The organism is Subdoligranulum variabile (assembly GCF_025152575.1).
Lineage (GTDB): Bacteria > Bacillota > Clostridia > Oscillospirales > Ruminococcaceae > Gemmiger > Gemmiger variabilis.
On the sequence record NZ_CP102293.1, the window covers coordinates 1,822,564 to 1,847,656 of the forward strand.

The 25,093-nt window shown below is 64.0% G+C and carries 19 protein-coding genes; 11 read left to right on the forward strand and 8 right to left on the reverse strand.

The features are described from left to right. The first annotated feature begins 23 nt into the window (after window positions 1–23). Window positions 24–722, forward strand: a complete 699-nt coding sequence (locus NQ490_RS08680) for a helix-turn-helix domain-containing protein (protein WP_007048246.1) — start codon at window positions 24–26, stop codon at window positions 720–722. Between the two features lie 41 nt (window positions 723–763). Here the strand turns inward: NQ490_RS08680 and NQ490_RS08685 are convergent, their stop codons facing one another. After that, complete coding sequence (locus tag NQ490_RS08685; RefSeq protein ID WP_007048245.1) at window positions 764–1,015, reverse strand: AbrB/MazE/SpoVT family DNA-binding domain-containing protein; 252 nt, start codon at window positions 1,013–1,015, stop codon at window positions 764–766. 340 nt (window positions 1,016–1,355) lie between these two features. Between NQ490_RS08685 and NQ490_RS08690 the strand changes: the two genes are divergently transcribed. The 3 genes from NQ490_RS08690 to NQ490_RS08700 all read left to right on the forward strand — a co-directional run bounded on the left by NQ490_RS08690 (window position 1,356) and on the right by NQ490_RS08700 (window position 7,129). Continuing rightward, window positions 1,356–2,282, forward strand: coding sequence for an N-acetylmuramoyl-L-alanine amidase family protein (locus NQ490_RS08690; RefSeq protein WP_007048243.1), 927 nt, complete (start codon window positions 1,356–1,358; stop codon window positions 2,280–2,282). A 239-nt stretch (window positions 2,283–2,521) separates the two neighbouring features. Then, window positions 2,522–4,810 (forward strand): SpoIIE family protein phosphatase, encoded by a 2,289-nt coding sequence (locus NQ490_RS08695; RefSeq protein WP_259951118.1) that lies wholly within the window; start codon window positions 2,522–2,524, stop codon window positions 4,808–4,810. A gap of 243 nt (window positions 4,811–5,053) precedes the next feature. Continuing rightward, window positions 5,054–7,129: an elongation factor G gene (locus tag NQ490_RS08700; RefSeq protein WP_007048239.1), complete on the forward strand. Its 2,076-nt coding sequence runs from the start codon at window positions 5,054–5,056 to the stop codon at window positions 7,127–7,129. A gap of 177 nt (window positions 7,130–7,306) precedes the next feature. Here NQ490_RS08700 and gltX read toward each other — a convergent pair whose 3' ends face one another. The 7 genes from gltX to NQ490_RS08735 form a co-directional block, all read right to left on the reverse strand. Further along, complete coding sequence (gltX, locus tag NQ490_RS08705; RefSeq protein ID WP_007048238.1) at window positions 7,307–8,704, reverse strand: glutamate--tRNA ligase; 1,398 nt, start codon at window positions 8,702–8,704, stop codon at window positions 7,307–7,309. Window positions 8,705–8,816: 112 nt separating this feature from the next. Continuing rightward, entirely contained in the window at window positions 8,817–10,100 is a 1,284-nt protein-coding gene (hflX, locus tag NQ490_RS08710; RefSeq protein WP_007048237.1) for a GTPase HflX, read from the reverse strand. Next, window positions 10,097–10,675, reverse strand: coding sequence for a GNAT family N-acetyltransferase (locus tag NQ490_RS08715; protein ID WP_040918483.1), 579 nt, complete (start codon window positions 10,673–10,675; stop codon window positions 10,097–10,099). The genes hflX and NQ490_RS08715 overlap by 4 nt, the downstream gene beginning before the upstream one ends. A gap of 11 nt (window positions 10,676–10,686) precedes the next feature. Further along, window positions 10,687–12,138: a lipopolysaccharide biosynthesis protein gene (locus NQ490_RS08720; RefSeq protein WP_007048235.1), complete on the reverse strand. Its 1,452-nt coding sequence runs from the start codon at window positions 12,136–12,138 to the stop codon at window positions 10,687–10,689. A gap of 12 nt (window positions 12,139–12,150) precedes the next feature. After that, window positions 12,151–13,464, reverse strand: a complete 1,314-nt coding sequence (locus NQ490_RS08725; RefSeq protein WP_007048234.1) for a surface carbohydrate biosynthesis protein — start codon at window positions 13,462–13,464, stop codon at window positions 12,151–12,153. An 18-nt stretch (window positions 13,465–13,482) separates the two neighbouring features. Next, complete coding sequence (locus tag NQ490_RS08730; RefSeq protein ID WP_007048233.1) at window positions 13,483–14,427, reverse strand: hypothetical protein; 945 nt, start codon at window positions 14,425–14,427, stop codon at window positions 13,483–13,485. 234 nt (window positions 14,428–14,661) lie between these two features. Continuing rightward, on the reverse strand, window positions 14,662–16,146 hold the full coding sequence (locus NQ490_RS08735; protein ID WP_007048232.1) for an MBOAT family O-acyltransferase: 1,485 nt from the start codon (window positions 16,144–16,146) through the stop codon (window positions 14,662–14,664). A gap of 277 nt (window positions 16,147–16,423) precedes the next feature. On the opposite strand from NQ490_RS08735, the gene NQ490_RS08740 reads away from it, so the two are divergent. The 7 genes from NQ490_RS08740 to NQ490_RS08770 all read left to right on the forward strand — a co-directional run bounded on the left by NQ490_RS08740 (window position 16,424) and on the right by NQ490_RS08770 (window position 25,027). Continuing rightward, entirely contained in the window at window positions 16,424–17,731 is a 1,308-nt protein-coding gene (locus NQ490_RS08740; RefSeq protein ID WP_007048231.1) for a TrkH family potassium uptake protein, read from the forward strand. 22 nt (window positions 17,732–17,753) lie between these two features. Continuing rightward, a complete protein-coding gene (locus NQ490_RS08745) occupies window positions 17,754–18,425 on the forward strand; it encodes a potassium channel family protein (protein WP_007048230.1) in 672 nt (223 codons plus the stop codon). 120 nt (window positions 18,426–18,545) lie between these two features. After that, on the forward strand, window positions 18,546–19,634 hold the full coding sequence (locus NQ490_RS08750) for a sugar kinase (protein ID WP_007048229.1): 1,089 nt from the start codon (window positions 18,546–18,548) through the stop codon (window positions 19,632–19,634). Window positions 19,635–19,772: 138 nt separating this feature from the next. Further along, window positions 19,773–20,387, forward strand: coding sequence for a hypothetical protein (locus NQ490_RS08755; RefSeq protein ID WP_007048227.1), 615 nt, complete (start codon window positions 19,773–19,775; stop codon window positions 20,385–20,387). 92 nt (window positions 20,388–20,479) lie between these two features. Further along, on the forward strand, window positions 20,480–21,385 hold the full coding sequence (locus tag NQ490_RS08760; RefSeq protein ID WP_007048226.1) for a DMT family transporter: 906 nt from the start codon (window positions 20,480–20,482) through the stop codon (window positions 21,383–21,385). A gap of 49 nt (window positions 21,386–21,434) precedes the next feature. Next, window positions 21,435–23,168 (forward strand): ABC transporter ATP-binding protein, encoded by a 1,734-nt coding sequence (locus NQ490_RS08765; RefSeq protein ID WP_007048225.1) that lies wholly within the window; start codon window positions 21,435–21,437, stop codon window positions 23,166–23,168. Then, window positions 23,165–25,027: an ABC transporter ATP-binding protein gene (locus tag NQ490_RS08770; RefSeq protein ID WP_007048224.1), complete on the forward strand. Its 1,863-nt coding sequence runs from the start codon at window positions 23,165–23,167 to the stop codon at window positions 25,025–25,027. Before NQ490_RS08765 ends, NQ490_RS08770 begins: the two co-directional genes overlap by 4 nt. Window positions 25,028–25,093: the final 66 nt, after the last annotated feature.

The following is a 25,093-nucleotide window of genomic DNA, read 5'->3' on the forward strand; positions in this document are numbered from 1 at the left end:
ACCCGCCCCGGAAGAGGACAACTATGGCCATGGAGTTCAACCGGATCCTGACGCTGCTGCGCAAGGAACGGGGTATCACACAGAAACAGGCGGCGCAGGACCTGGGCATCAGCCAGGCCCAGCTTTCCCATTACGAAAAGGGCATCCGGGAATGCGGACTGGCCTTTGTGGTTCAGGTGGCGGACTATTACGGCGTCAGCTGTGACTATCTGCTGGGCCGCAGTGCGGAGCGCAGCGGTCAGACCATCCGGGTGGAGGACCTGCCCGATGCCAACGCCGCCACCAGCGGCAGCGTTTACCGGGGCAGCGTGCTGCCCACCATGTACAAAAAGCTCATCGAGAACTCCCTGGACATCCTCTACGACAAACTCCAGGAGAGCGGCGACAAGGAGCTGGTCACGGCCATCAGCCGGTATCTGATGCTGGCGGTCTACAAGGTGTTCCGCCAGATGTACGATGCCTGCCCCCGCAACGTGAAGGGGATGTTCCGCATCGGCGGGGCCCGGTGGCAGGCCAGCGCCGACGCTGCCATGCGGCTTACCGAGGCGGACCTGGCCGAGGTGCTCAAGGGGGAGGACGGCACCCGGGACAGTGTGGACCCCGCCACCATGGCACTGACCACCGAGCGGCTGACCCACGATTATCCCCGCCACGCCACCAGCCTGCTGAACCTGGTGAAGAACGCCGAGGAATCCATGCGCGGCTTCCAGCGTTCCGAGTAAGACAAATCAAAACCCGCAGTCTGAAAGGCTGCGGGCTTTTTTTATTTTCCGGTCAGGGCCTGGCGGCAGGCGGGGCAGACGAATTTTCCATGGAGCTGGACCGAGCCGGGCACCACCTCGCCGCAGAGGGCGCAGGCGTCGGCGGGGCGGTATTTCCGCAGCAGGATGGCGTCCCCCTCGGTGAGGATTTCCAGCGGCGTATCGGCGGTGATGCCGAAGGTGCGGCGCAGCTCTTTGGGCAGGACCACGCGGCCCAGAGAATCGATATGACGGACGATCCCGGTTGAAATCATGGGATGAACCTCCTGTTTCCGCAACGGTCGAATGGCGGTGAATCATGCAAAATATTGGGGGGATTTTTGTCCCCTGACGCAACTTCTTGTAGATATTATACGAGAGTTTGGTAATATTGTCAATATTTGGAAACCACAAACCGTTCGACAAAATCCGACCGAACACGAAGCAGCGAGAAAAAATCAAAAATCTCTCTTCCGCCCGCTGCCGGGGAAATGGAAATTGCCGCCGTAAGACCCCAATTTTCCCAAGACCGTTACAAGTCTGAAACAACTTCGACACAACTCTGCGGTAGCATAAAATCAGGACTCCCGCCCCCGGGAGCAAAAGGAGCGGAAAATGGCAAAAGGACGTGTGGTATTTTACGAGGATCCCCCCACCCGTACGCCGCCGCGGTCCGTCTACACAGGGCGGGCACGGCGGCGCAGGCGTCGGCGGGGGCGGCGGCTGCTGTTTGCCCTGGCGGCCCTGGTGCTGGCGTCGGCGGTGGGGTATGTGCTGTGGTACACCCACCCGGCCCACCAGAGCACCCTGGAGGACCCTGAGCGCAGCCAGGTGGAGGAGGACCTTCCCCTGGCAGGCGGGCAGACCGGGGCTGCGGGCGGGGTGACGGCGGCGGACGGGGCCATCGTGGTGGCCATCGATCCGGGGCACGGCGGGGTAAATCCCAACATCGGCGCCGAGGACTATGGCAGCGAGGCAAACGGCCTGCGGGAGAGTGAAGTCACCCTGGCCACCGCCCGGGCCCTCTACGACCTGCTGGCGGCGGACGACCGGTTCGCGCCGATGCTCACGGCGGACGGCACCGAATACCTGAAGCCCAGTGAGCGGGGCGCCGCGGCCCAGGCGGCGGGGGCGCAGCTGTTCCTCTCCATCCACCTGAACTACGACACCAGCGGCTCGGCCAGCGGCTTTGAGTGCTACGCTGCCCCTCCCTACCTGGACACCAACGCCGAGAGCGTCCGCTTCGGGGAGCTGCTGGCGGCCTCCTTCGGCCAGATGGGGCTGCGGCTGCGGGGCACCACCGGGGTGCGCTACTTATATTATGATGCCAACGACAACAAGCAGATCTATGAATCCACCGACACCACCATCCGCTGGGATCCCACCTTCACGGTGCTGTCCTCCTGCGGATGTCCGGCGGTACTCTGCGAGGAGGGCTTCATCAGCAACGGCGGCGATATGGCCCTGCTGGCCGGCGACGGCTGCCAGGCGGCGGCCCGGCGGTACTACGACTGCATCCTTGCCTACTTTGATCTGACCTGAACGGGCGGTCTCCGGGCGAACTTCGCCCCCGGGGACCGTCTTTTTTGTTGTTTTGCGGCCTCCGGCCGGGGACGCCGGACTTTTGCCGGGATTTTCGGCAGGGTTTGTCCGGCCGGGGGGCATTGGCACAGTTTCCCACTAGTTTTTGGGTTTCCCCGGCCTGCGGCAAAAACCACCGTTTGCCCCGTGGTATAGTGCAGCTACCGTACGGCATACAACATAAAGGGGGAACCGATCTTATGGCTGTCTTTACCAATACAAACGAAAAGGTACATACGCCCGCCCTGGACGTGGGCGCGCTGCTGCCCGCGGGGGCACGGTGGTCGGCGCTGGCCTGGCAGGGGGCCGCGGCCGTCACCGGCGCGGTGCTGGGCGCCGGGCAGATCTACGGCGGCGCCGCACCCTTCGGCCTGGCGCTGGTCATCGGCTGTCCGCCGGCCTATCTGCTGGCTTCCGGCGTGGGGGCGCTGGCCGGCAGTCTGCTCTTCCAGCCGGTGGCCATGGGACTCCGCCTGGCGGGGGCACTGGCGGCTGCCGTGGCGGGGCGGTGGCTCAGCGGAGGCAAATCCCGCACGGCGGCCTGGGCCGGGGGCATCACCCTGCTGGCCATCCAGGCCCTGGGCATTTTTTTTGCGGGCGGCATCCTGGACCCCGGGCAGACCGTCGCCACGGGATGCACGGCCCTGCTGGCGGCGGGACTTGGCTGGGCGTTCGTCCATTTTCCGGTACAGCAGCCGGGCGGGGCCTGCCTCTGGCTGGCGGTGGGGACGGCCTGTCTCCAGCGCTGTACCCTAGGACCGCTGGATCCGGGCCTGGCACTGGCCGCGGCGGCGGGACTCTGTGCGGCCATCGCGGGGACGCTGGAACAGACGGCGGTGCTCAGCATCGCCCTGGCGGCCGCCCTGACGGCGGCCAGCCCCGATCTGTGCTATGCGGCGCTGAGTGTGGCGCTGGGCAGCCTGGGGGCGTCCTGCCTCTTCCCCGGCGAGCGGTGGCGCTGCGCGGGGGTCTTCGTGGTGGGCTGCACGGTGGGGGCGCTGGCCGCCCCCGACGCGGCGGGGGTCCTGCCTCTGGCCGCCGGCGGCGGGCTGGGACTCTGCGTGGCGGTGGCCATGCCGGGGGAATGGCTGCGCACGGTGTTTCCGCCCCCCGCGCCGCCGGTGCAGGCCCAGGGCCTTACGGGGGCTGCCCGCCGTCTGGCCAACGTGGCCGATACATTAAGCGATATTGCCGATACCGTCAACGCTGTCTGTGCCCGGCAGATGCCCCCCAAAGGGGAAAACTTCGACTTCGTGGTGGAGCACATCGCCCGCACCACCTGCCAGACCTGTACCCGGCGCAGCCGCTGCTGGGTGCGGGGGTATGCCACGGCGATGGACGGGCTGTATCAGCTCAAACCCACCCTGGAGAGCACCGGCCACGTGGAGGTGGAGGACCTGCCGGGACAGCTCTCGGTCTGTATCCATCCGGGGGACCTGTGCACGGCGGCCAACCACGGCTACCGGCTGTGGCGCAGCCGCCGCCAGACCCGGGCCCGGGCTACCATGCTGCGCACGGCCCTCACCGAGCAGTACAGCGCGCTGGCGGGGGCACTGGCCCAGCTGGCGGGCAAACTGGGCCAGGCGGGACTGCCCGATCCCCGGCGGGAGGCCAAGGTGGCCCAGCTCTTCGGGGGGCTGGGGCTGGACGCGCTGGAATGCAGCGTGACCTCCGACCTCGCGGGCCGCCTGTCGGTGTCGGTGACCATTGCCCGCACCCGTTTTGCCGAGGAGGAAGTCACGGCGCTGACCGGGGAGGTGAGCCGTATCTGCCGCCGTGACCTGGACCTCCCGGAGATCACCCACTGCCGTACCGTCACCATGCTGCATTTTGGCGAGCGCCCGGTGTTCCGGGCGGAGTTCGGCGCAGCGGCCCACCCGGCCAAGGGACAGACGGTGAGCGGGGATGCTCTGGAACAATTCTGTGATGCCGCCGGCCGGGCCCAGATGCTGCTGTGCGACGGCATGGGCACCGGGCGTCCGGCGGCGGTGGACGGTCAGATGGCGGCGCGGCTGACCAGCCAGCTGCTGCGGGCGGGCTTTGCGGCGGAGAGCGCCGCCCGGCTCGTCAACGTGGCACTGGGGCTGAAGAGCGCCGAGCAGGAATCCGGCGCCACCCTGGACCTGCTGACGGTGGACCTTTACACCGGCCGGGCAGGGCTTTTCAAGGCAGGGGCAGCGCCCAGCTTTCTGGTACGGGGCGGGGTGCCCCACATGCTGGAGGGCGCCAGCCTGCCCATGGGGGTGATGGACAGCCTGGTGGGCCGTTCCACCACCTTCGGCCTGGACGCCGGGGACTGGGTGGTGCTGGTCAGCGACGGGGTGCTCACCGACGGCACCCAATGGCTGCTGGAACAGCTGCAGCTCAGCGCCAAACTGGGGCATACCCCCCAGCAGGCGGCCCAGACCCTGGCCGACGCGGCGGTGCGCCGTGCCGGCGACAAGCAGGACGACATCACGGTGGCGGTGGTGCGGCTGGCACAGCCCTGAGGAATGCTCAAAAGGGGGAACAGGCCCGCAGGTTGCCGCCTAACGGGCCGTGCCCTGCCGCAAAAAGGGGTGTGATTTGTCACTTGCCTAAAAATATTTCCAGAAAATCCGAAAAAACTGTTTAAAATTCCACAAATATGTGGTAAAGTAGTATCAATCGGTGAGAAATGTTCAAATTCACCATAATTCTACGCCGCAGGGCGCAAGCGTAAGGCCCCGGCGCGAAAAGAGGTTTGACGATTCATGGACTATGCAAGCAAAGACATCCGCAACATTCTGGTGGCCGGTCATGCCGGCTGCGGCAAGACGACGCTGATCGAGGCGCTGCTGTATCTGAGCGGTGCCACCGAGCGCATGGGCCGTGTGGAAGATGGTACCACCGCCAGTGACTTTGATCCCGAGGAAGTGCGCCGCAAAGCCTCGCTGAATTCCAGCGTGATCCCGGTGGAGTATCAGGGCATCAAGTACAATCTGATCGATACCCCGGGTCTTTTCGACTTTGAGACGGGCGCGGCCGAGGGCGTCATGGCAGCGGAGAGTGTGCTGATCTGCGTGTCGGGCCGTTCGGGCGTCAGCGTAGGGGCGGAGAAAGCCTATCGTCTGGCCTGCAAGCAGAACAAGGCACGGATGATCTTTGTGACCAAGACCGACCTCGAAAACGCCGACTATTTCAAGATCCTGGAACAGATGAAGATCGAATTCGGTCCCAGCGTCTGTCCCTGCGTCGTGCCGGTGCGTTTGGACGACGGCACCGTTGCGTACATCAACCTGTTCAGCCAGAAGGCATTCAAATACGAAGGCGGCAAGCAGATCCAGATCGACCTGCCGGACATCGGCCACCGTTTTGAAGGTTTGATCCAGGCCATGAGTGAGGCCATCGCCGAGACCGACGAGGCCCTGATGGAAAAATTCTTTGAAGGGGAACCTTTCACCACGGAGGAGATCGTCCAGGGCATGGCGGCCGGAGTGCGTACCGGCCAGATCACGCCGGTGTTCTGCGGCAGTGCCGTGAACAACCAGGCGCTGGATATGCTGCTGTACAACATGAACGTGCTGCTGCCCGGGGCGGACACCGCCGCGGCGGTGGGCGAGACGAAGGACGGCGAGCCGGTGGAAGTCACCGCCGACCCGGATGCCCCGGTCTGCGCCTACGTGTTCAAGACGGTGGCGGACCCGTTCGTGGGCAAGCTGAGCTTCATCAAGGTATTGTCCGGCAAGCTGACGGCGACCAGCAACGTGGTGAATGCCCGTACTGGTCAGCCCGAGCGGCTGGGCAAGACGCTGACGGTCTGCGGCAAGAAGCAGACCGACACCGCGGCCATCACCACTGGTGACATCGGCGCGGTGGCCAAACTGGCGACGGCCAAGACCGGCGACACGCTGTGCGATCCCGCCCGCGTGGTAGCCCTGCCGGCGCCCAGCTATCCCATTGCAAGCTATCGTATGGCGGTGAAGGTGGCCAAGAAGGGCGACGAGGGCAAGGTCTCCGGCGCGCTGGCCCGCCTGATCGAGGAAGATCCCGCCATCACCTTCCAGGTGGATCCCGAAACCAAGCAGCAGATCATCGGCGGATTGGGCACCCAGCATCTCGAGGTGGCGGTGGCCAAACTCAAGAACAAATTCGGCGTCGAGATCACGCTGGAAACGCCCCGCGTACCCTACCGCGAATCCATCCGCAAGAGCTGCAAGGCCCAGGGCCGCCACAAGAAGCAGACCGGCGGTCACGGCCAGTTCGGTGATGTGTGGATCCAGTTCGAGCCCATCGAGGGCGAAGCCATTGAATTTGCCGAGAACGTCTTCGGCGGCAGTGTGCCGAAGAACTTCTTCCCGGCGGTGGAAAAGGGTGTCCGCCAGGCCGCCGAGCACGGCGTGCTGGCCGGGTATCCCATGGTAGGCATGAAAGCCACCCTGCTGGACGGCAGCTACCATCCGGTGGACTCCAGTGAAATGGCGTTCATCATGGCGGCCAAGCTGGCCTACAAGGCGGCCATTCCCGAGGCAGGCCCCGTGCTGCTGGAACCCATCGGCGCCCTGCAGGCGCATGTGCCGGCGGACAATACCGGCGATATCATGGGTGAGGTCACCAAGCGGCGCGGCCGCGTGCTGGGCATGAACCCCGACGAGGACGGCATGCAGGTGGTGGAGGCGGAAGTCCCCATGGCCGAAATGCAGGATTTCACTACCTTCCTGCGGCAGCTGACCCAGGGCCGCGGCTGGTTTACCTTCGATTTCGTCCGGTATGAGGTCCTGCCCCAGATGCTGGAAGCCAAGGTCATCGACCAGGCCAAGGCGCTGGGCAACTTCTCGGACGACGAGTAACCCACGGAAAGGGTACTGTCCTGCTCTTGTCCTTTTCTTGTAAGAAAAGGACCAAAAGAACTTTCAATTAAAAAGCAGAGGCCCGTGGCGTATGCCACGGACCTCTGCTTTTTGTTTGGAGTTTCTTTGGTTCTTTCTTTGCAAAGAAAGAACAGGAACAAGCACCCCTTGCGCGGGTTACAGCGCCGCCAGGGCGGTGCGCAGACGGGCAAGGGTCTCGTCCTTGCCCAGCATGGCGGCGAGATCGGTGCCGCCGCCCGGGGTACGGGATTTGCCCGAGAGGGCGATGCCCAGGGGATAGAGCAGCCAGCCGTTCTTCTTTTCCATGGCCTCGGCCTGGGCCTTGCAGGCGTCAAAGATGGCGTCCCGGTTCCAGTCAGTGACCCCTTCCAGCACCGGCAGCAGGGCGGTCAGGGCCTCTTTTGCACTTTCCGGGGTGGTCTTCTGCTTCTTGTTGCGGTAGAGCTCCGCATCATAGGGCAGCACGGCGTCGAAGAAATCCAGCTGGGGCGGAATATCCTCGAGCACCTCGCAGCGGGGCTGCAGATTGGCGCAGAGCAGGTCCCGGTCAATCTCCCGGTGCACGGCGCTGTCGATGAAGGGATCGGCCAGACGGCGGAACTCCTCGGGGGGCAGGGCGCGGATGTAGGCCGCATTGATGGCCCGCAGTTTCAGCGGGTCAAAGATGGCCGGGGACTTGGAGATGCGGGAGGGATCCCAGATCTTGATCATCTCATCGAGGGTGAAGATCTCCTGCTCGCCTTCCGGCGCCCAGCCCAGCAGCAGCAGGTAATTCAGCACCGCCTGGGGCAGATAGCCTTTCGCCACCAGGTCCTGGTAGCTGGCGTCACCGTTGCGCTTGGACAGCTTGTTCTGGGCGTCCTTCATGACGGGCGGGCAGTGGATGTAGACCGGCTTCTCCCAGCCGAAAGCGTCGTACAGCAGGTTGTATTTCGGGGTGGAGGAGAGATACTCGCTGCCCCGGATGACGTGGGTGATGCCCATGAGATGGTCGTCCACCACGTTGGCGAAGTTGTAGGTGGGCATGCCGTCCGTCTTGATGAGGATCTGGTCGTCCAGCTCGCTGACGTTGACCTCGATGTGGCCGTAGACCACATCGTCAAAGCCCGCCACGCCGCTCTCGGGGATCTTCTGGCGGATGACGTAGGGCTCGCCCGCCGCCAGCTTCGCCGCCACTTCCTCCTCGCTGAGGTTGCGGCAGTGGCCGTCGTAGTGGGTCATCTCGCCCGCCGCCCGCTGGGCCTCGTGCAGCTCGTTGAGCCGCTCCTCGGTGCAGAAGCAGTAGTAGGCCTTGCCCGATTTCACCAGCTGCTCGGCGTACTGCTTGAACATCCCCATCCGCTCGCTCTGGACGTAGGGACCCACCGGGCCGCCGATGTCGGGGCCTTCGTCCCAGGTCAGACCGGTGGCTTTCAGGGTGCCGTAGATGATGTCGGTGGCGCCCTCCACCAGACGGCCCTGGTCGGTGTCCTCGATGCGCAGAATGAAGGTGCCGCCGTTGTGGCGGGCCTGCAGATAGGTGTACAGCGCGGTGCGCAGGTTGCCCACGTGCATATACCCCGTGGGGGACGGCGCAAAGCGGGTGCGTACATTGGATGCCATAAACAAAACCCCTTTTATGTTTGTTTCTATCGAAAGTATAGCGGCCCCGGCGGGCCCTGTCAACTTAAACCAGATAGGGCTCGAACCGGTGCAGATCGTCGATCTTCACGGTGCCCCGGTAATAGACCCCGTCCTCCCGGTACTCCTCCTCGGCCACGCTGCCCCGGCTGCGCAGGATGTCCGCCAGCGCCAGCTTGTCGTAGGGCAGCACCACCTCGATGGTGCGCACCCGGTGGGCCAGCTCCTCGTCCAGCCGGGCCAGCAGTTCCGGCAGGCCGCGGCCGGTCTTGGCGCTGGTCAGCAGCATGGCCGGGTCAAAGGCCGTCAGGTTGGCGGCGTCGCATTTGTTGTAGACCACCAGCTGGGGGATATCGCCGCAGTCCAGCGTGCCCAGCACCTCGTCGGTGACCGCCAGCTGCTCGGCAGCCTGGGGGTCGGAGGCGTCGGCCACCTTGAGGATGACGTCCGCAAAGGCCGCTTCCTCCAGGGTACTCTTGAAGGCTTCCACCAGATGGTGGGGCAGCCGGCTCACAAAGCCCACGGTGTCCACCAGAATGACCTGCAGCCCGCTGGGTAAGGTCAGCTTGCGGGCCGTGGGGTCCAGGGTGGCGAACAGCATGTCCGCCTCAAAGATCTGCTCCCCGCACAGGGCGTTCAGCAGGCTGGACTTGCCCACGTTGGTGTAGCCCACCAGAGCCACCACCGGCACGTTGTTCTTCTGGCGGGCGCGGCGGGTCTCGCCCCGGCGCTTTTCCATCTCCCGCAGCTTGCCTTCCAGGTGCTCGATGCGCTGGTGCAGGTGGCGGCGGTCCAGTTCCAGTTTGGTCTCACCGGCGCCGCGGCGGGCACCGGCCCCGCCGCCGCCACCGCCGCCCTGGCGGCTCAGGCTCTCGCCCAGGCCCTGGAGCCGGGGCAGCTGGTACCGCAGGGTGGCCAGCTCGGTCTGGAGCTTGCCCTCGTTGGTGGTGGCTCTGGCCCGGAAGATCTCCAGGATCAGCATGGTCCGGTCCAGCACCTCCACCTGCAGCGCCGCCGACAGGTTGCGGATCTGACTGCCCGTCAGCTCGCCGTCAAAGATGGCCGCCCGGGCGTCCAGGTTCTGGCAGACCAGCCGCGCTTCGGCCACCTTGCCCTCGCCCAGCATGGTGGCGGCTTCCGGCACAGAACGCTTCTGCACCACTTCGGCCACCGCCTCCATGCCGTTGGCGTCGGCCAGCGCCCGCAGCTCATCCAGGCTGCGGGCCATATCATACCGGCCCTGGTCCAGCGCCAGCAGCACCACGGGGATGGCCTCCCCCTGGGTCTGCTTCTGGGCCGTGGTGCCGAAATCCAAGGTAATCTCGCTCATAATTCCTCTTTGATCAGATGGTACGCCCGGCAGGGCACCGGCGTGCCGTCAAATTTGTGGTCGGTGACGTCGTGGTCGTAGACGAACCCCGCCTTCTGCAGCACGGCGCTGCTGGCGATGTTCTCGTTGGCATGGCAGGCCGCCAGCCACAGTGCCCCCACCGTGCCGAACCAGTAATCCCGCACGGCGCAGAGCGCTTCGGTGGCGTAGCCCTTGTCCCACCACTTGCGGCCCAGGGCAAAGCCCACCTCCCAGGTGGGGCCCAGCCGCTCGGTGTTCAGGTGCCAGCCGGTCTTCATGTCCACCGCCGCAAACAGGCTGATGGTGCCGAACAGCACCCCGCTGTGTTTGTCGGTGATGCCCCACTGGTAGTAGCTGGGGTCGGGGTAGTGCTTCTCCCACTCGTTGAGCAGCTCGGCGGTCTCGCCCCAGGTGCGGTGGGCGTTCCACCGCAGATATCGGGTCACTTCGGGGTCGCTGGACCAGTTGTTGTACATCATTTCGCAGTCGTCGATGGAAAGCCGGCGCAGCACAAGGCGGCCGGTCTCCAACTGCTGGGTGCCGCAATGTTTCATGGAGATCTCCCTCACTTTTTGATCAGAACCCGCCGCAGGATGCCCAGGCCCATCTGCCACAATTTCAGGAGCTGGGTGCGGTAGAGTGTGCAGTAGATAAACAGGATGGTGCCCACCAGCAGGAATTTAAGCACAAAATGCTGCCACAGCACCGTGCCGATGGCCGTCACCGCGAAAGCCAGCAGGAAACCCGAGATGGTCTTGGCGAAGCTGGGGATGGTGCGGTAGTACATCTGGCCGGTGACGGTGCGGTACAAAAAGGCAAGCCCGTTGCTGGCGGCCAGGGCCAGGGCGGCGCCCGCCAGACCGAAGTCCGGCACCAGCAGGGTGCAGAGCAGGAAGTTGGATCCGGCGCCGATGGCGATGCCGATGGTATCGTGCCAGGGTTTGCGGGCGATGGAGTTGCCGTAGACGGTGCCCTCGCACAGGATGTTGAAGACCACCGCCAGCATGAGCAGCGGGAAGATGGAAAGGCAGTCCCGCTTGTTGGAAAAGATCCAGAACACCACATCCTCGAACATGACGAGGACGCAGAAGAAGCCGAAGATCAAAAGGTTCAGCACGTCGTGGACCCGGGCGATGCGTTCCTGCTGTTCCCGGTAATGGGCGTAGACGTAGGGCCCCCAGTAGGTGGAGAAGCCCGCCTGGATGGCGGTGACCAGCTGGGCCAGGCTGTAGCCGAAGGCGAAGAGGCCCTGGGCGGTATCGCCGCAGTAGTTGCTCACAAAGGAGAGGCAGACGCCGCTGGACAGGCTGAAGAGGATCTGGGCGGGGGCCAGGGCGATGCCGTAGGGCAGCACGGTGCGGCCGATGCCGGCGGCCATGGGGGCGGGCAGATCGCTGAGGACGGCAGCCCGGTACTTGAAGCCGAAGGCGATGGCCACCACGCCGAAGCTGAGGATGGCGGTGAGGGCCAGGATGGTGACGCTGGAGGTGAAGAAGCCGGGCAGCAGATAGACGAGGTTGTAGCAGCACTGCATCCAGAGAGTCTCGGCGGTGTAGGCGCGCAGGTCGTTTTCCAGCCGGAGCAGCACGTTCAGATACCGCACCAGCATGTAGAGTCCGGCGTTCACAAAGAGCAGGGGGATGATGCCCGGCCCGGCGGAGCCGAGGCCCAGGGCGGCGGCCAGGGGTTTGGCGAAGAAGAAGCTGCAGATGACCCCCAGCACCACCATGAAGGCCACCGAGAACCGGGTGCAGGCGGCAAAGAGCTGACGGGGCAGGGCTCCGGCGGGGGGCTCATGGTAGAAGCGCAGCAGCGCCTGGTCCAGCCCCAGGATGCCCAGGTTCATGAAGGTGGCGGTGTAGGTCATGAAGGTGACCGGCGCGCCCAGCACGGCGCTGGGCAGCAGGCCTTTCACCACCAGGGCCAGGCCGGTGATGGCAAAGCCCAGGTAGGTGGCCACCGAATATTTCATCACGTTGCCGGCAAAGCTCTGGGCGGCGGATTTTTTTTCTGGCATAGCGCTCTCCTTTTACCGCACGTAGGGCCGGATGCGTTCGGTCATGGCGGCGACCTGTTCGGGGGTCACGTGGGCCTTGTCCACGTAGCCATAGATGCGCTGGGCAAAGCTGGCCAGCGGCGGGCAGAAGGCAAAGACCCGGCGGGGCTCCCAGCCCCGGCGGTAGAGAAAATGCACCCCGGCCAGGGCGCAGTATTTGAGCAGGTTGAAGTGGGGGGTGAAGCCCTCGCCCATGGGTTCGTCCCGGGGCGGGTTCTTGTAGACCTCCTCCAGCAGGTCGGCCATCCGGCGGTAGGCCGGCACCGGGGAGGGGTCAAAGTAGCCCTCGATGACCTCCCGCTGAATGGGGAAGGGCGGGAAGGGATCGGCCATGGCGGCGCAGAATTCGTCGTAGGTGGTCACATAACGGGCGCCCTTGTAGATGACGGGGTCGTACTCGTGCTCGATGGGCACCGGGCGCAGGATGTGGCAGCTCTTGCCCGCCATGTACACCTCGGCGATGGCAGTGCTCATCCAGATGGAGATGGAATCCGCCGCCACGATCCACTGCTTGACGGAATCCGCAAAGATCACATGGAAGTTGGGCCGCTTTTTCTCGAGGGCCTCCAGGGCGGGGCTGTTCCACTCGCTGGGATGGCGGCGGTAGACCAGCTCCACCTCGGGGTGGTCGGCCAGGTACCGGTCAAACCAGGAGAGGGTCTCGGCCATGGAGACCCGGTTGGTGCGGGCAAAGCCGGTGAAGTCGGTGCCCGCCATTCTGGAAAGCTCCGCCACCTCGTCGTCCGACATGCTGGCGTAGCCGAAGCTGGAGATATACAGGTGCAGCTTCTTGGCGGGGTCCAGGCCGAACTTGCGGCACAGTTCCTCTTTGCCCAGGAAATACCCCTGGAACTCGGGGCGCAGGAAGTCCATCATCACGGCGCCGGTGACGGGGGTGTTCTTCGCCTCCATGCCGTGGGCCTGCAGCCGGGCGGCGGTGCGCTTGCCCCAGCAGGTCTGGATGCACTTCTTGGCGTTGCCATTCATGTTGAACCAGTCGCCCTCCTCCTGGGTGTCGGAGAGCATCTGCTCCCAGTGGAGGTTGACGATCTTGTTGCAGCGGCCGATGTTGTTGTATACATGGCTGTTGATGGCCTCGTTGTCGTACATGCAGCTGGCCACCAGCACCTCGGGCTTGTCCTCCCGGAAGAGCCGCCGGTACTTGGGATCCAGCAGCTGGCGGATCTCCACCTTGTACCCCCGGCGCTCCAACTCTAATTTGAGCAGCAGGTCGCTCTCGTATTCCCGGACCGTGTGCTCATACAAAATCAAAAAATCCAGTGCCACAGAAACTTCTCCTTGCCCTCAGTCGCTCAGGTCGCCGAACAGCTGGGCCGTCCAGTCGGGCAGGCCGTACCGTTCGTCCAGGTGGAATCCGTCGTAAAATTGGGTGTCGTCATCGGTGATGCAGCTGCCCGCCCACTCGTAGTCCAGCAGGGTGAAGGCGCCTTCCTCAGCCCAGCTGCGCAGGGTGGGCAGCACCTCCTTTTGCATGGCCTCGGTGATGCCGAAGACGTCGCACACCTGGGTGCGCACATTCTCCGCCATGGGGGGCAGCACCACAATGAGCCGCACACCCGCCTCGGCGCACCGCTGGCCTAGATCGTGCAGCCGCTCCAGCTGTTCGGTGTTCAGCGTCCAGTTGCGGCATTTCGGCGTGATGGTGGCCGGGTAGTCGTAGAGCTTGCGGTGGAGCGGCAGCACGGTGCCGTCGTCGGCCAGGTAATCGCTCTCCACCCAGTCCCCCGACTCGATGGTGTCCGACGTGCCCCGGATGGTATCCATCATCACGGTCAGGGCGTTCACGTTGTATTCCAGGTTCAGGCAGTAGGCCAGGGGATTGTTCAGGGTTTCCTCCAGCTGGGCGAACCGGTCGGTGTTGTAGCCCTCGTTGAGGGTGTAGAAGGACAGCCCCACCAGCAGGCTGTCCACCTCGTGGCCGCTGTCCAGCACATAGTCCGCCAGGTCCAGCGTCTCTTTTAAGGACGCCCCGCCGAAGGAAAGGTTCTGCCATTCTTCGCCGGTGAGCTCGTCCACCAGGTCCATGTCAAAGTGGGCCAGACGGCTGTCCCCCAGGATCAGGTGGGTGCCGGGATGCTGCTGGTAGGCCCGCACCCGGGCCACCGGCTGGCTGGACCCGGCAGAGGCTTTGAGTCCGAAATAGTTGTTGGGTTCAAAGGCGATGAACACCGCCAGCCACACCAGCACCGGGATGGCCAGCAGCGCCAGCTTTTTCAGAATATGTTTCACAGGCCACTCCTTTCTGTTGTGATGGCAGGGATGTTTTCAAAACCGTCTTCATCGGCGGACATGTGCCGACGATGAAGACACCTACAGGGAAATCCACCTCAAAATTGTGTGCGAGGAGCCCGCGACGAGTGCGCGGTTTTGGGGTGGATTTTGTCGAAGGGGAATCCAAAGGGGGAAATAGCCGCGGCAGGCAATTGCCGTGCGCGGCTGTTGCCCCCTTTGAGGCAGCAAAGCTCAGAATCCCGCGTACATCCCGAATCCCGCGTTGCCGAAGCCGCCGCTCTGCATGATGTAGCCCGCCAGCAGGAAGATCACCAGCAGATAGTAGACCGCCCAGCGGTGCTTTTCCCCGGCCAGGGCGATCTCAGAGGGTTTGTTTTTGTAGGTGAAAGCCCGGCGGGTGTCCAGATAAAAGGCCAGCACCAGCACCGCGGCCAGGAAGACATAGTAGGCCGCCACCATGAGGGTGTTGGCGTAGAAGGCGGTGTAGACGGCGCTGTACAGCTCCCCGGCAAAGCGGGCGGGGGCCCAGCCCCGGAACCAGCCCGCCAGATACCCGAAGGCATCCCCCACGGTGAGGGTGCCGGCGGGGGCGGACCCCACCCGGAAGAAGACCATGCTCACCGTCCACAGGGCAAAGACCACCGCCCGTTTGGCGCGCACCACCCGGGCGGGGGCTTTCTTTTTGGGTTTGCCGAACCGGCGGTGGAGCAGTTCCTCCCCCAGCCGGTAGCAGGCCTGCAGAAGCCCCCACACCACAAAGGGCAGGGTGTTGCCGTGCCAGAAGCCCGACACGAAAAACACCGTGAAGACGCAGACCTCGGCGGGCAGCCGCTGGAGCCTGCCCCGGGTCACGCCGGACAGGTCCGCCCAGGCCAGGGGCATGAAGAGGTAGTCCTGCAGCCAGGAGGAGAAGCTGATGTGCCACCGGCTCCAGAAGCCCGAAAAGTTGGTGGCAAAGAAGGGGGTCTTGAAGTTCTCCGGCAGTTCCAGGCCCAGGAACAGGCCCACGGCCCGGGCTACCTCGGAGTAGCCCGAAAAGTTGAAGTAGAGCTGCAGGGTGTAGGCCACGGCGCCCAGCAGCAGCATGGGGCCGCCGTAATTCTGGTAGTGGGGGAAGACCTCGTCCACCAGCACCCCCAGCACGTCGCTCACCGCCACCAGCTTGAACAGCCCCAGGGCCATCAGCCGCAGTCCCCGCACGGTGCGGGCGGCGTCAAAGCGGTGTTCCTGCCGGAACTGGGGCAGCAGCGCCCCGGCCCGGCAGATGGGACCCTGGGTGACGGTGGCAAAAAAGTTCAGGAACAAAGCGCAGCGGATAAAGCTGGGCTCCACCTCGCAGTCGCCCCGGGCGGCGTCGATGAGATAGGCGATGGCCGCGAAGCTGTAGAAGCTGATGCCCAGGGGCATGGCCACAGCCTGCCAGCCGGCCAGTCCCGCAAAGGCGCCGTTGTATTTGAAAAAGGCAAGGATGCCCAGCAGCCCGACGACCCCCACCCGCAGTGCAGCGGTCTTGTGGGGACCGGCCAGGGCCCGGCCGCACAGCCAGGTGAACACCGCGATGGCGATGGTCACCCCCAGCATGGACGGCATGGCCAGGGCGTAGAACACCCAGCTGGCCGCCAGCAGAAAAGGACTCTGGACGCGCCGGGGCAGATGCAGATACACCGCGGCCACCACCAGCAAAAAGCCGAAAAAGCCAAAACTTTGCAGGCTCAACGGCGCACCTCCTGACTATACTTATAGAAGTAACAATTCATTATACACGATTTTACGATGCCACGCAAGGGTGGGCGGATTTGCCCTCTTGACGGGGCTGCCGGTTCGTGCTATGGTAAAGACATCTACGACCGGGATAAGTGGTGGAGTCTGTCATAGGGCGCGGCGCGTCCTATTTATCCGGGGTCGGCCGGGGCAACGGTGCACCCGGCCCGGCGGGACTTCCCCCGAATACGGCGGGAGGTCCCGCCTTTTCTGTATCGCAAGAGGATTTTCTATGAAAACGATCACCCGTTATCTCAAAAAACAGCCCCCGGCGCGGATCATCGCCCTGGGCTTTGCCCTGGCCATCCTGCTGGGTGCGGTGCTGCTCAAACTGCCCGTCTCGGTGCGGGACACCGCCACCGTCTCCTGGACCGACGCCCTCTTCACCTCCACCAGCGCGGTCTGCGTCACCGGCCTCATCGCGGTGGATTCCGCCGAGTCCTTCACCCCCTTCGGCCAGGTCATCCTGGCGGCCCTCATCCAGATGGGCGGCCTGGGGGTGACCTCCATCGGCATGGGACTGGCCCTGGCGGCAGGGCGGCGCATCAGCCTCAAGGGGCGGTCCCTGGTGCGGGAGGCCCTCAACGTGGACAGCTTCGAGGGGATGATCCGCCTGGTGCGGGCGGTCTTCTTCCTGACGATCTGCTTCGAGGTGGCCGGCGTGGTGTGCAGCTTCCCGGTCTTCGTGCAGGATTTCCCGCCGCTCCACGCGCTGTGGATCAGCATTTTCCACTCGGTGGCGGCCTTCAACAACTCGGGATTTGACATTTTGGGCGGGCTGCGCAACCTGATCCCCTACCACGACAGCATCTGGCTCAACCTGGTGACCTGCGCCCTCATCATCTTCGGCGGCATCGGGTTCCTGGTCATGATGGATGTGGTCAAATGCCGGTTCCGCTTCCACAAATACACCCTGCACACCAAGGTGGTACTCACCACCACCGCCGTGCTGCTGGCGGCGGGCACCCTGCTGCTCCAGTTCACCGACCACATGGGCTGGATGGCTGCCTTCTTCCACAGCGTGTCCGCCCGAACGGCGGGCTTTTCCACCGTCAACATCGGAACCTTGAGCGACGCCGGCCTCTTTGTGCTCATCATCCTCATGTTCATCGGCGCCTCGCCGGGATCTACCGGCGGCGGCATCAAGACCACCACCTTCTTCGTGCTCATGCAGGAGGTGTGGTGTATCTTCACCAAGCGGCGGCCCGGGGCCTTCCACCGGCGGCTGCCCGCGGGCTCCCTGGCCAAGGCGGCCACCATCCTGCTGCTGGGCGTCATCGTGGTCTGCACCGGGACCTTCCTGCTCTGCGTGCTGGAACCGGAAGCCACCTTTGTCCAGCTGCTGTTTGAGGATGTGTCGGCCTTCGGCACGGTGGGCCTTTCCACCGGCATCACGTCGGGACTGCGGAACGCCAGCAAGTTCGTGCTGATCCTGACCATGTACACCGGGCGCGTGGGCGCCTTCACGCTGCTTTCCATCTGGGTGGAGCGCCCGACCCCCGTGGCGCGCTACACCGAGGAAGCCATCACCATCGGATGATTTTACACAGGCAGGTGCAATTATGAAAAAACAAGACCCTTCCACCCTGTACGGCGTCATCGGGCTGGGCCGGTTCGGCACGGCTCTGGTCAAGACCCTCACCGAAGCCGGCAAGGAAGTCATTGCCATCGACAAGAACGAGGAGAAGGTCCGGGAAGTCCGGTCCTACACCGACTACGCCTTTGTGGTGGACAACCTCAGCGAGACCGCCCTCAAGGAGACCGGCATGCAGAACTGCGGCACGGTGACCATCTGCATCGGCGAGCAGATCGACATGAGCATCCTGACCACCATGCTGGTGATCAAACTGGGGGTGCCCAACGTCATCGCCAAAGCCACCAGCGAGGTCCACGGCGAGGTGCTCAAGCGGATGGGGGCCACGGTGGTCTACCCCGAGGCGGACATGGCGGTGCGCATCGGGCGGCGGCTGATCTTTGGCAATCTGCTGGACTATGTAGCCCTGGCAGACGGCGTGGAGGTGCGGCGCATCGCCGTGGGCGGCCACGTGGTGGGCCGCAGCATCCAGGAACTGGATGTGCGCCGGGTGTACGGCATCAACATCATCGCGGTGGAGCGGGATGGACGTACCGACGTGGAATTCACGGCCAATTACCGGTTCTCCCAGGGGGATACCATCGCGGTCATCGGCAAGATCGACAAGATCGACCGCTTCGAGAAGGAACTGCAGGACTGAAGCCTCAGGCGGCGGGTGGTGCTTGCAATCCCGGGGGGAATGCCGTAGAATAAAAGGGACAGAAACCGTGTATTTCCCGTGCAAAGGAATGCACACAGCACTCAGGAGGTGCCCCTTTATATGGAACACTGCAACCCCATCCTGCAGGGCCAGCAGAGCCCGCAGAAATTCATTACCATCGGCGAGGTCATGCTGCGCCTGACCCCGCCCAACTACGAGAAGATCCGTATGGCCTCCAGCTTTGAGGCCAGCTACGGCGGCAGCGAGGCGAACATCGCCCTGGCGCTGGCCAATCTGGGGGTGGATTCCACCTTTTTCAGCGTGGTGCCCAACAATTCCCTGGGCAAAAGCGCCATCCGGTGGCTGCGCTCCAACGACGTGCACTGCACGCCGATGATCCTCTCCACCAAGGAGGAGACCCCCACCCAGCGGCTGGGCACCTACTATCTGGAGACGGGGTACGGCATCCGTCCCAGCAAGGTCATCTATGACCGGATGCACAGCGCCCTCACCGAGTACGACCTGAGCAAGGTGGACCTGGACGCCCTGTTTGACGGCTTCGACTGGCTGCACCTGTCGGGCATCACGCCGGCGCTGAACCGGAACTGCGCGGATTTCATCCTGCGCTGCCTGCAGGTGGCCAAGGAGAAGGGCCTCACCGTCAGCTTTGACGGCAACTTCCGCAGCACGCTGTGGAGCTGGGAGGAGGCCCGGGACTACTGCACCCGCTGCCTGCCCTATGTGGATGTGCTGTTCGGCATCGAGCCCTACCATCTGTGGAAGGACGAAAACGACCATTCCAAGGGGGACTGGAAGGACGGCGTGCCCCTGCAGCCCAGCTATGAGCAGCAGGACGAGATCTTCCAGCATTTCATCGAGCGGTATCCCAACCTCAAGTGCATCGGCCGCCATGTGCGGTATGTACATTCGGGCAGCGAGAACAGCCTCAAGGCCTTCATGTGGTACGAGGGTCACACCTTCGAGAGCAAGCTCTTTACCTTTAATATTCTGGACCGCGTGGGCGGCGGCGACGCCTTTGCCAGCGGCCTGATCTACGCCATGATGCACGACTACCGCCCCATGGACATGGTGAACTTTGCGGTGGCCTCCAGCGCCATCAAGCATACCATCCACGGCGACGCCAACATCACCGACGACGTGGACAGCATCCGCAACCTCATGAATATGAACTACGACATCAAGCGGTAAACGCTTGGGTATGGCCCCGCCGGCAGCCCGGCGGGGCCTTTTTGTGGTTTTTTTGTAAAAACCTTGTGCCGGGCAGACAAATGCGGTATAATACCTTTATATGTCACCGACTATTTCCACCCATGGAGGTTTAACGATATGAAACGCACCCGCACCTGGATCGCTCTGGCCCTGGCTCTCTGCCTGGCTTTGTCGCTGTCCGCCTGTTCACCCAAACAGGCGCTGAAGGACGCCGTCGTCAAGGCGGTGACGGTGCTGGGCTTCCGGGATGAGAGCGCCAGCGACGAGGAGGAGGCCACCAAGGTCATGGCCACCTCGGGGGGCGAGGTCGCCTTCCCCGAAGGGTTTGACTCCACCTCGGGCAAGCTGGTCACCCAGGCGTCGGGGGACACGCTGTATGTGGCCTTCAACGGCATTGCCAACCGCAGCACCGAGTATTTCGTGGCGGCGGGGGACAGCCTGACCGTCACCGGTTACGCCACCACCGAATCCACCAGTGAAAACTACCAGACCTTCAAGGTGGCGGTGTGGCAGCTCTCCGACGACAAGGCGACCACCAGCTATGTGCAGGGTTCCACCGTCTACTACACCACCGACGGCACCTGCTACACCTACACCATCACCGGCCTGACCCCTGGCAAGCAGTACAAGATCAACATCAGCTATGACTCCAGTATCTACTATGTGACCGGCGGGCTGAAGATCCAGGGCCTGGGCAGTGAGGAACTGACCACCATCGAAGGGGAAGAATAAACCGCCTGACGAACAAAAAAGCCATACCGCCCGTGCCGTCCCTGCTGACGGTGCGGGCGGTTTTGTGGCTGCAAGAGGGGAAGTAAATCGAGATGGAAAACAAAAAACAACTGCGCAACACCCTGATGCTGGTGGTGGCCGCGTTGATCTGGGGCACCGCCTTTGTGGCCCAGAGCGTGGGCAGCGGCTACATGGGACCCTACACCTTCCTGGCCAGCCGCAGCTGGCTGGCCTGCGCCTTTCTGCTGGGGCTCATGGGGGTGCGCCGGGCCGGACAGCGCCGCCAGGGCAAACGGCTGCCCTTCTGGCTCCACGGCAAGACCCTGGCCATCGGCGGCGGACTCTGCGGCATCGCCCTCTTTGCGGCTTCCGCCGCCCAGCAGATGGGCATCGGCACCACCAGCACCGCCAAAGCCGGCTTCATGACCGCCCTCTATGTGGTGCTGGTGCCGGTGTGCGGCATTTTCCTGGGCAGCCGTCCGGGGGTCAAACTCTGGGCCTGCGTGGTCGTCAGCGTGGTGGGCCTCTACCTGCTCTGCCTGGCCGGACGGGACTCCCTCTCCCTCACCGGCGGCGAATGGCAGCTGCTGCTCTGCGCCTTCCTGTTTACGCTGCAGATTCTGCTGGTCAACCATTTCAGCCCTCAGCTGGACGGCATCCAGCTCAGCTTTGCCCAGTTCTTCACCGTGTCGGTGCTCTCCACCGTCTTCATGTTTGTTTTTGAGCAGCCCACCCCCGAACAGTTTGCCGGGGCGGCGGTGTCGGTGCTCTACTGCGGCATCATGTCCAGCGGCGTGGCCTACACCCTGCAGATCGTGGGCCAGCAGGAACTGGATCCCACCATCGCCAGCCTGGCCATGTGCCTGGAGAGCGTCTTCAGCGCCCTGGCCGGCTGGATCATCCTGGGCGAGACCCTCACCGGCACCGAGCTGGCCGGCTGCGGGCTGATGTTCGCGGCCATCGTGGCCAGCCAGCTGCCCGATCCCAAGCGCCGCTGACACCGCTTGGTTGGTACAGGAAAATTTCTTTGTGACAGGAGGTACGTCCATGAAGGATCTTCGGCTGATCTTCCGCTACAGCAAACCCTATCTGCGGGACCTGATCATCGCGGTGGGTCTGCTCATCATCGAGTGCGCCTTTGAGATGATCATCCCGGTGCTCATGTCCACCCTCATCGACGAGGGCGTGCCCGCCCACGATATGCCCGTCATTCTGCGCCAGGGCGGCCTGATGGTGGTCTGCGCGGTGCTGGCCCTCGTCACCGGTCTGCTCTACGCCCGGTTCGCCGCCCGCTACGCCAACGGCTTCGCCGCCGAACTGCGCCTGGCCGAGTACGCCGCCGTGCAGAAATTCGACTTCGCCAACCTGGACCATTTCTCCACCGCGTCGCTGGTCACCCGCATGACCACCGACGCCACCGTGCTGCTCAACGCCGTGAACACCGGCCTGCGGCCGCTGGTGCGCAGCCCGGTCATGCTCTTTATGGGCCTGGGCATGGCGTTCATCCTCAGCCCCCGGCTGACCATCATCTTCCTGGTGGCCACCCCCATCCTGGCCGCCATGCTGGCCTGGATCGTCAGCAAGGTGGCGCCCCTCTACGGCCGCCAGCAGAGCGCTGTGGACCATCTGAACAGCCGCATCCAGGAGGGCCTCACCGCCATCCGGGTCATCAAGGCTTTCGTGCGGGGGGACTGGGAAAACCAGCAGTTTGACGAGGTCAACACCGAACTCAGCGATGCCAGCACCGAGACCTTCCGCTTTGCCGTGCTGAACATGCCCTCCTTCCAGACGGTCATGTACACCTGCATCGTCTGCATCATGTGGTTCGGCGGCAACTTCATCCTCACCGGCAATATGAGCGTAGGCCAGCTCACGGCCTTCCTCAGCTATGTGCTCCAGGTGCTCAACTCGGTGATGATGTTCTCCGGCGTCTTCCTCCAGATGACCCGCTCCCTGGCCAGCGCCCGCCGCATCCGGGAGGTGCTCACCGAACAGCCCGATCTGGCCAACGCCGACCAGCCCGTCACCGAGATCGAAAACGGCGCCATCGACTTCGAGAACGTCAGCTTCAAGTACAACGCCGGAGCGGAAAAGAACGCCCTGTCGGACATCACGCTGCACATTCCGGCAGGGGCCACCGTGGGCATCATCGGCGGCACCGGTTCCGCCAAGACCACCCTGGTCCAGCTGATCCCCCGCCTGTATGACGCCACCGCCGGCACCGTCAGGGTGGGCGGCCGGGACGTGCGGGACTACGACCTCGCCGCCCTGCGGGACGCCGTGGGCATCGTGCTGCAGAAGAATCTGCTCTTCTCCGGCACCATCCGGGACAACCTGAAATGGGGCAGCCCCGACGCCACCGACGACCAGATCTGGGCTGCCTGCCGCGCTGCCCGCGCCGACGAATTCCTGGACCGCATGCCTGACGGCCTGGACACCGATCTGGGGCAGGGAGGCGTGAATGTGTCGGGGGGCCAGAAGCAGCGCCTCTGCATCGCCCGCACCCTGCTCAAGCACCCCAAGGTGCTGATCTTTGACGACTCCACCAGCGCCGTGGATACCGCCACCGAGTCGGGTATCCGCCACGCCCTGGCCCAGCTCACCGACGTGACCAAACTCATCATTGCCCAGCGCATCAGTTCGGTGCAGAGCGCCGACCTCATCGTCATCCTGGACGACGGCCGCCTCCACGCCGTGGGCACCCACGCCGAACTGCTGGCCCACGATACCATCTATCAGGAAATCTACCAGTCCCAGAAGAAAGGGGGCGACCCACAATGATGCGAGTCACCGGCGGGCGCCGCCCGCAAAACCTGGGCCATACCCTCAGCTGCCTGTGGGTCTACCTGAAACATCACAGCATCATGCTCACCCTGGTGGCGGTACTGGCCTCCCTCAGCGCCATCGCCGCCCTCATCGGCACCTACATGATCCGCCCCGTGGTCAACGGCCTGCTGGAAAACGGCAGCCTGACCTACCTGGCCTCCGGTGTGGGCCTGACGGCGGTGGTCTATATCATCGGCGCCCTCTGCACCCTGGGCTACAGTCAGATCATGGTCCGCGCCGCCCAGAAGGTCCTGCGGGAGATCCGCCGCGACCTTTTTGCCCACCTGCAGACGCTGCCCCTCCAGTTCTTCGACACCAACCGCAAGGGCGACCTGATGAGCCTTTTCACCAACGATGTGGATACCGTCTCGGACGCCCTGAACAACAGCTTTGCCCTGGTCATCCAGACCTTCGTCCAGGTGGCGGGCACCCTGATCATGCTGTTCGTGCTGAACTGGCGGCTGTCGCTGCTGGTGGTGGTGGGCTACGCCGCCATGTTCTGGTATATTGATTTCAGCACCAAACACAGCCGGGCGTTCTACGCCAAACAGCAGGGCTGTCTGGGCGAACTGGACGCCTACATCGAGGAGATGATCGCCGGCCAGAAGGTGGTCAAGGTCTTCAACCACCAGCAGGCCGACCTGGCCGGGTTCGCTGCCCGCAACGAAAAGCTGCGCCAGGCCGGCACCGGCGCCCAGAGCTACGCCGCCACCATGATCCCGGCGGTGGTGAGTATCGGATATATCAACTATGCGGTCATCGCGGTGCTGGGCGGCCTCATGGTCATGAAGGGCTGGACCGATCTGGGCAGCCTGGCCAGCTATCTGGTCTTTGTGCGCCAGACCACCATGCCCATCAACCAGTTCACCCAGCAGGGCAACTTCCTGCTTGCCGCCCTGGCCGGTGCCGAGCGGATCTTCACCGCCATGGAGGAGGATCCCGAGGTAGACCAGGGTACCGTGGATCTGGTCACGGTGCGCGAACAGCCCGACGGCACCCTCACAGAATGTGCCGATGGCGAGACCACCGGCCGCTGGGCCTGGTGTGACCGCAGCCGTCCCAACGTGCCCTTCCAGCCCCTGGAAGGGGATGTGCGGTTCCACAACGTGGACTTCGGCTATGTGAAAGGCCACCTGATCCTGCAGGGACTGTCCCTCTACGCCAAGCCCGGCCAGAAGATTGCCTTTGTGGGTTCCACCGGCGCGGGCAAGACCACCATCACCAACCTGATCAACCGGTTCTATGATGTGACGGCAGGGTCCATCACCTACGACGGCATCGACGTGCGGCTCATCCGCAAGGACGCGCTGCGCCGCAGCCTGGGCATCGTGCTGCAGGACACCCACCTGTTCACCGGAACCGTGGCGGATAACATCCGCTTCGGCAAGCTGGACGCCACCCAGCAGGAGATCGAGGAGGCTGCGAAGATCGCCAACGCCGACTCTTTCATCCGCCGCCTGCCCAAGGGGTACGACACCATGGTCACCGCCGACGGCGCCAACCTCAGCCAGGGCCAGCGCCAGCTGCTGGCCATCGCCCGGGCAGCGGTGGCGGACCCGCCGGTGCTGATCCTGGACGAGGCTACCTCCAGCATCGACACCCGCACCGAGGCCCTGATCGAAAAAGGCATGGACCGCCTGATGGAAGGCCGCACGGTGTTCGTGATCGCCCACCGGCTCTCCACGGTGCGCAACGCCGACGCCATCATCGTGCTGGAGCACGGCCACATTGTGGAGCGCGGCACCCACGAGGAACTGTTGGCCCACAAGGGCGAGTACTACCAGCTGTACAACGGCATGTTTGAGCTCTCCTGAGTTTTTGCAAAAAAATACTTGACAGGCGCCCTGCGTTGTGCTATTATAATCTAGCACCCTAACGAA

Bases quoted from the DNA above. Each gene is read 5' to 3' on its own strand.
- NQ490_RS08695 (WP_259951118.1), top strand. From the start codon at position 2,522: ATGGCTGTCTTTACCAATACAAACGAAAAGGTACATACGCCCGCCCTG.
- NQ490_RS08750 (WP_007048229.1), top strand. From the start codon at position 18,546: ATGGAACACTGCAACCCCATCCTGCAGGGCCAGCAGAGCCCGCAGAAA.
- NQ490_RS08690 (WP_007048243.1), top strand. From the start codon at position 1,356: ATGGCAAAAGGACGTGTGGTATTTTACGAGGATCCCCCCACCCGTACG.
- gltX (WP_007048238.1), bottom strand. From the start codon at position 8,704: ATGCACGTGGGCAACCTGCGCACCGCGCTGTACACCTATCTGCAGGCC.
- NQ490_RS08720 (WP_007048235.1), bottom strand. From the start codon at position 12,138: ATGCCAGAAAAAAAATCCGCCGCCCAGAGCTTTGCCGGCAACGTGATG.
- NQ490_RS08745 (WP_007048230.1), top strand. From the start codon at position 17,754: ATGAAAAAACAAGACCCTTCCACCCTGTACGGCGTCATCGGGCTGGGC.
- NQ490_RS08715 (WP_040918483.1), bottom strand. From the start codon at position 10,675: ATGAAACATTGCGGCACCCAGCAGTTGGAGACCGGCCGCCTTGTGCTG.
- NQ490_RS08685 (WP_007048245.1), bottom strand. From the start codon at position 1,015: ATGATTTCAACCGGGATCGTCCGTCATATCGATTCTCTGGGCCGCGTG.
- hflX (WP_007048237.1), bottom strand. From the start codon at position 10,100: ATGAGCGAGATTACCTTGGATTTCGGCACCACGGCCCAGAAGCAGACC.
- NQ490_RS08740 (WP_007048231.1), top strand. From the start codon at position 16,424: ATGAAAACGATCACCCGTTATCTCAAAAAACAGCCCCCGGCGCGGATC.
- NQ490_RS08680 (WP_007048246.1), top strand. From the start codon at position 24: ATGGCCATGGAGTTCAACCGGATCCTGACGCTGCTGCGCAAGGAACGG.
- NQ490_RS08765 (WP_007048225.1), top strand. From the start codon at position 21,435: ATGAAGGATCTTCGGCTGATCTTCCGCTACAGCAAACCCTATCTGCGG.
- NQ490_RS08770 (WP_007048224.1), top strand. From the start codon at position 23,165: ATGATGCGAGTCACCGGCGGGCGCCGCCCGCAAAACCTGGGCCATACC.
- NQ490_RS08760 (WP_007048226.1), top strand. From the start codon at position 20,480: ATGGAAAACAAAAAACAACTGCGCAACACCCTGATGCTGGTGGTGGCC.
- NQ490_RS08700 (WP_007048239.1), top strand. From the start codon at position 5,054: ATGGACTATGCAAGCAAAGACATCCGCAACATTCTGGTGGCCGGTCAT.
- NQ490_RS08755 (WP_007048227.1), top strand. From the start codon at position 19,773: ATGAAACGCACCCGCACCTGGATCGCTCTGGCCCTGGCTCTCTGCCTG.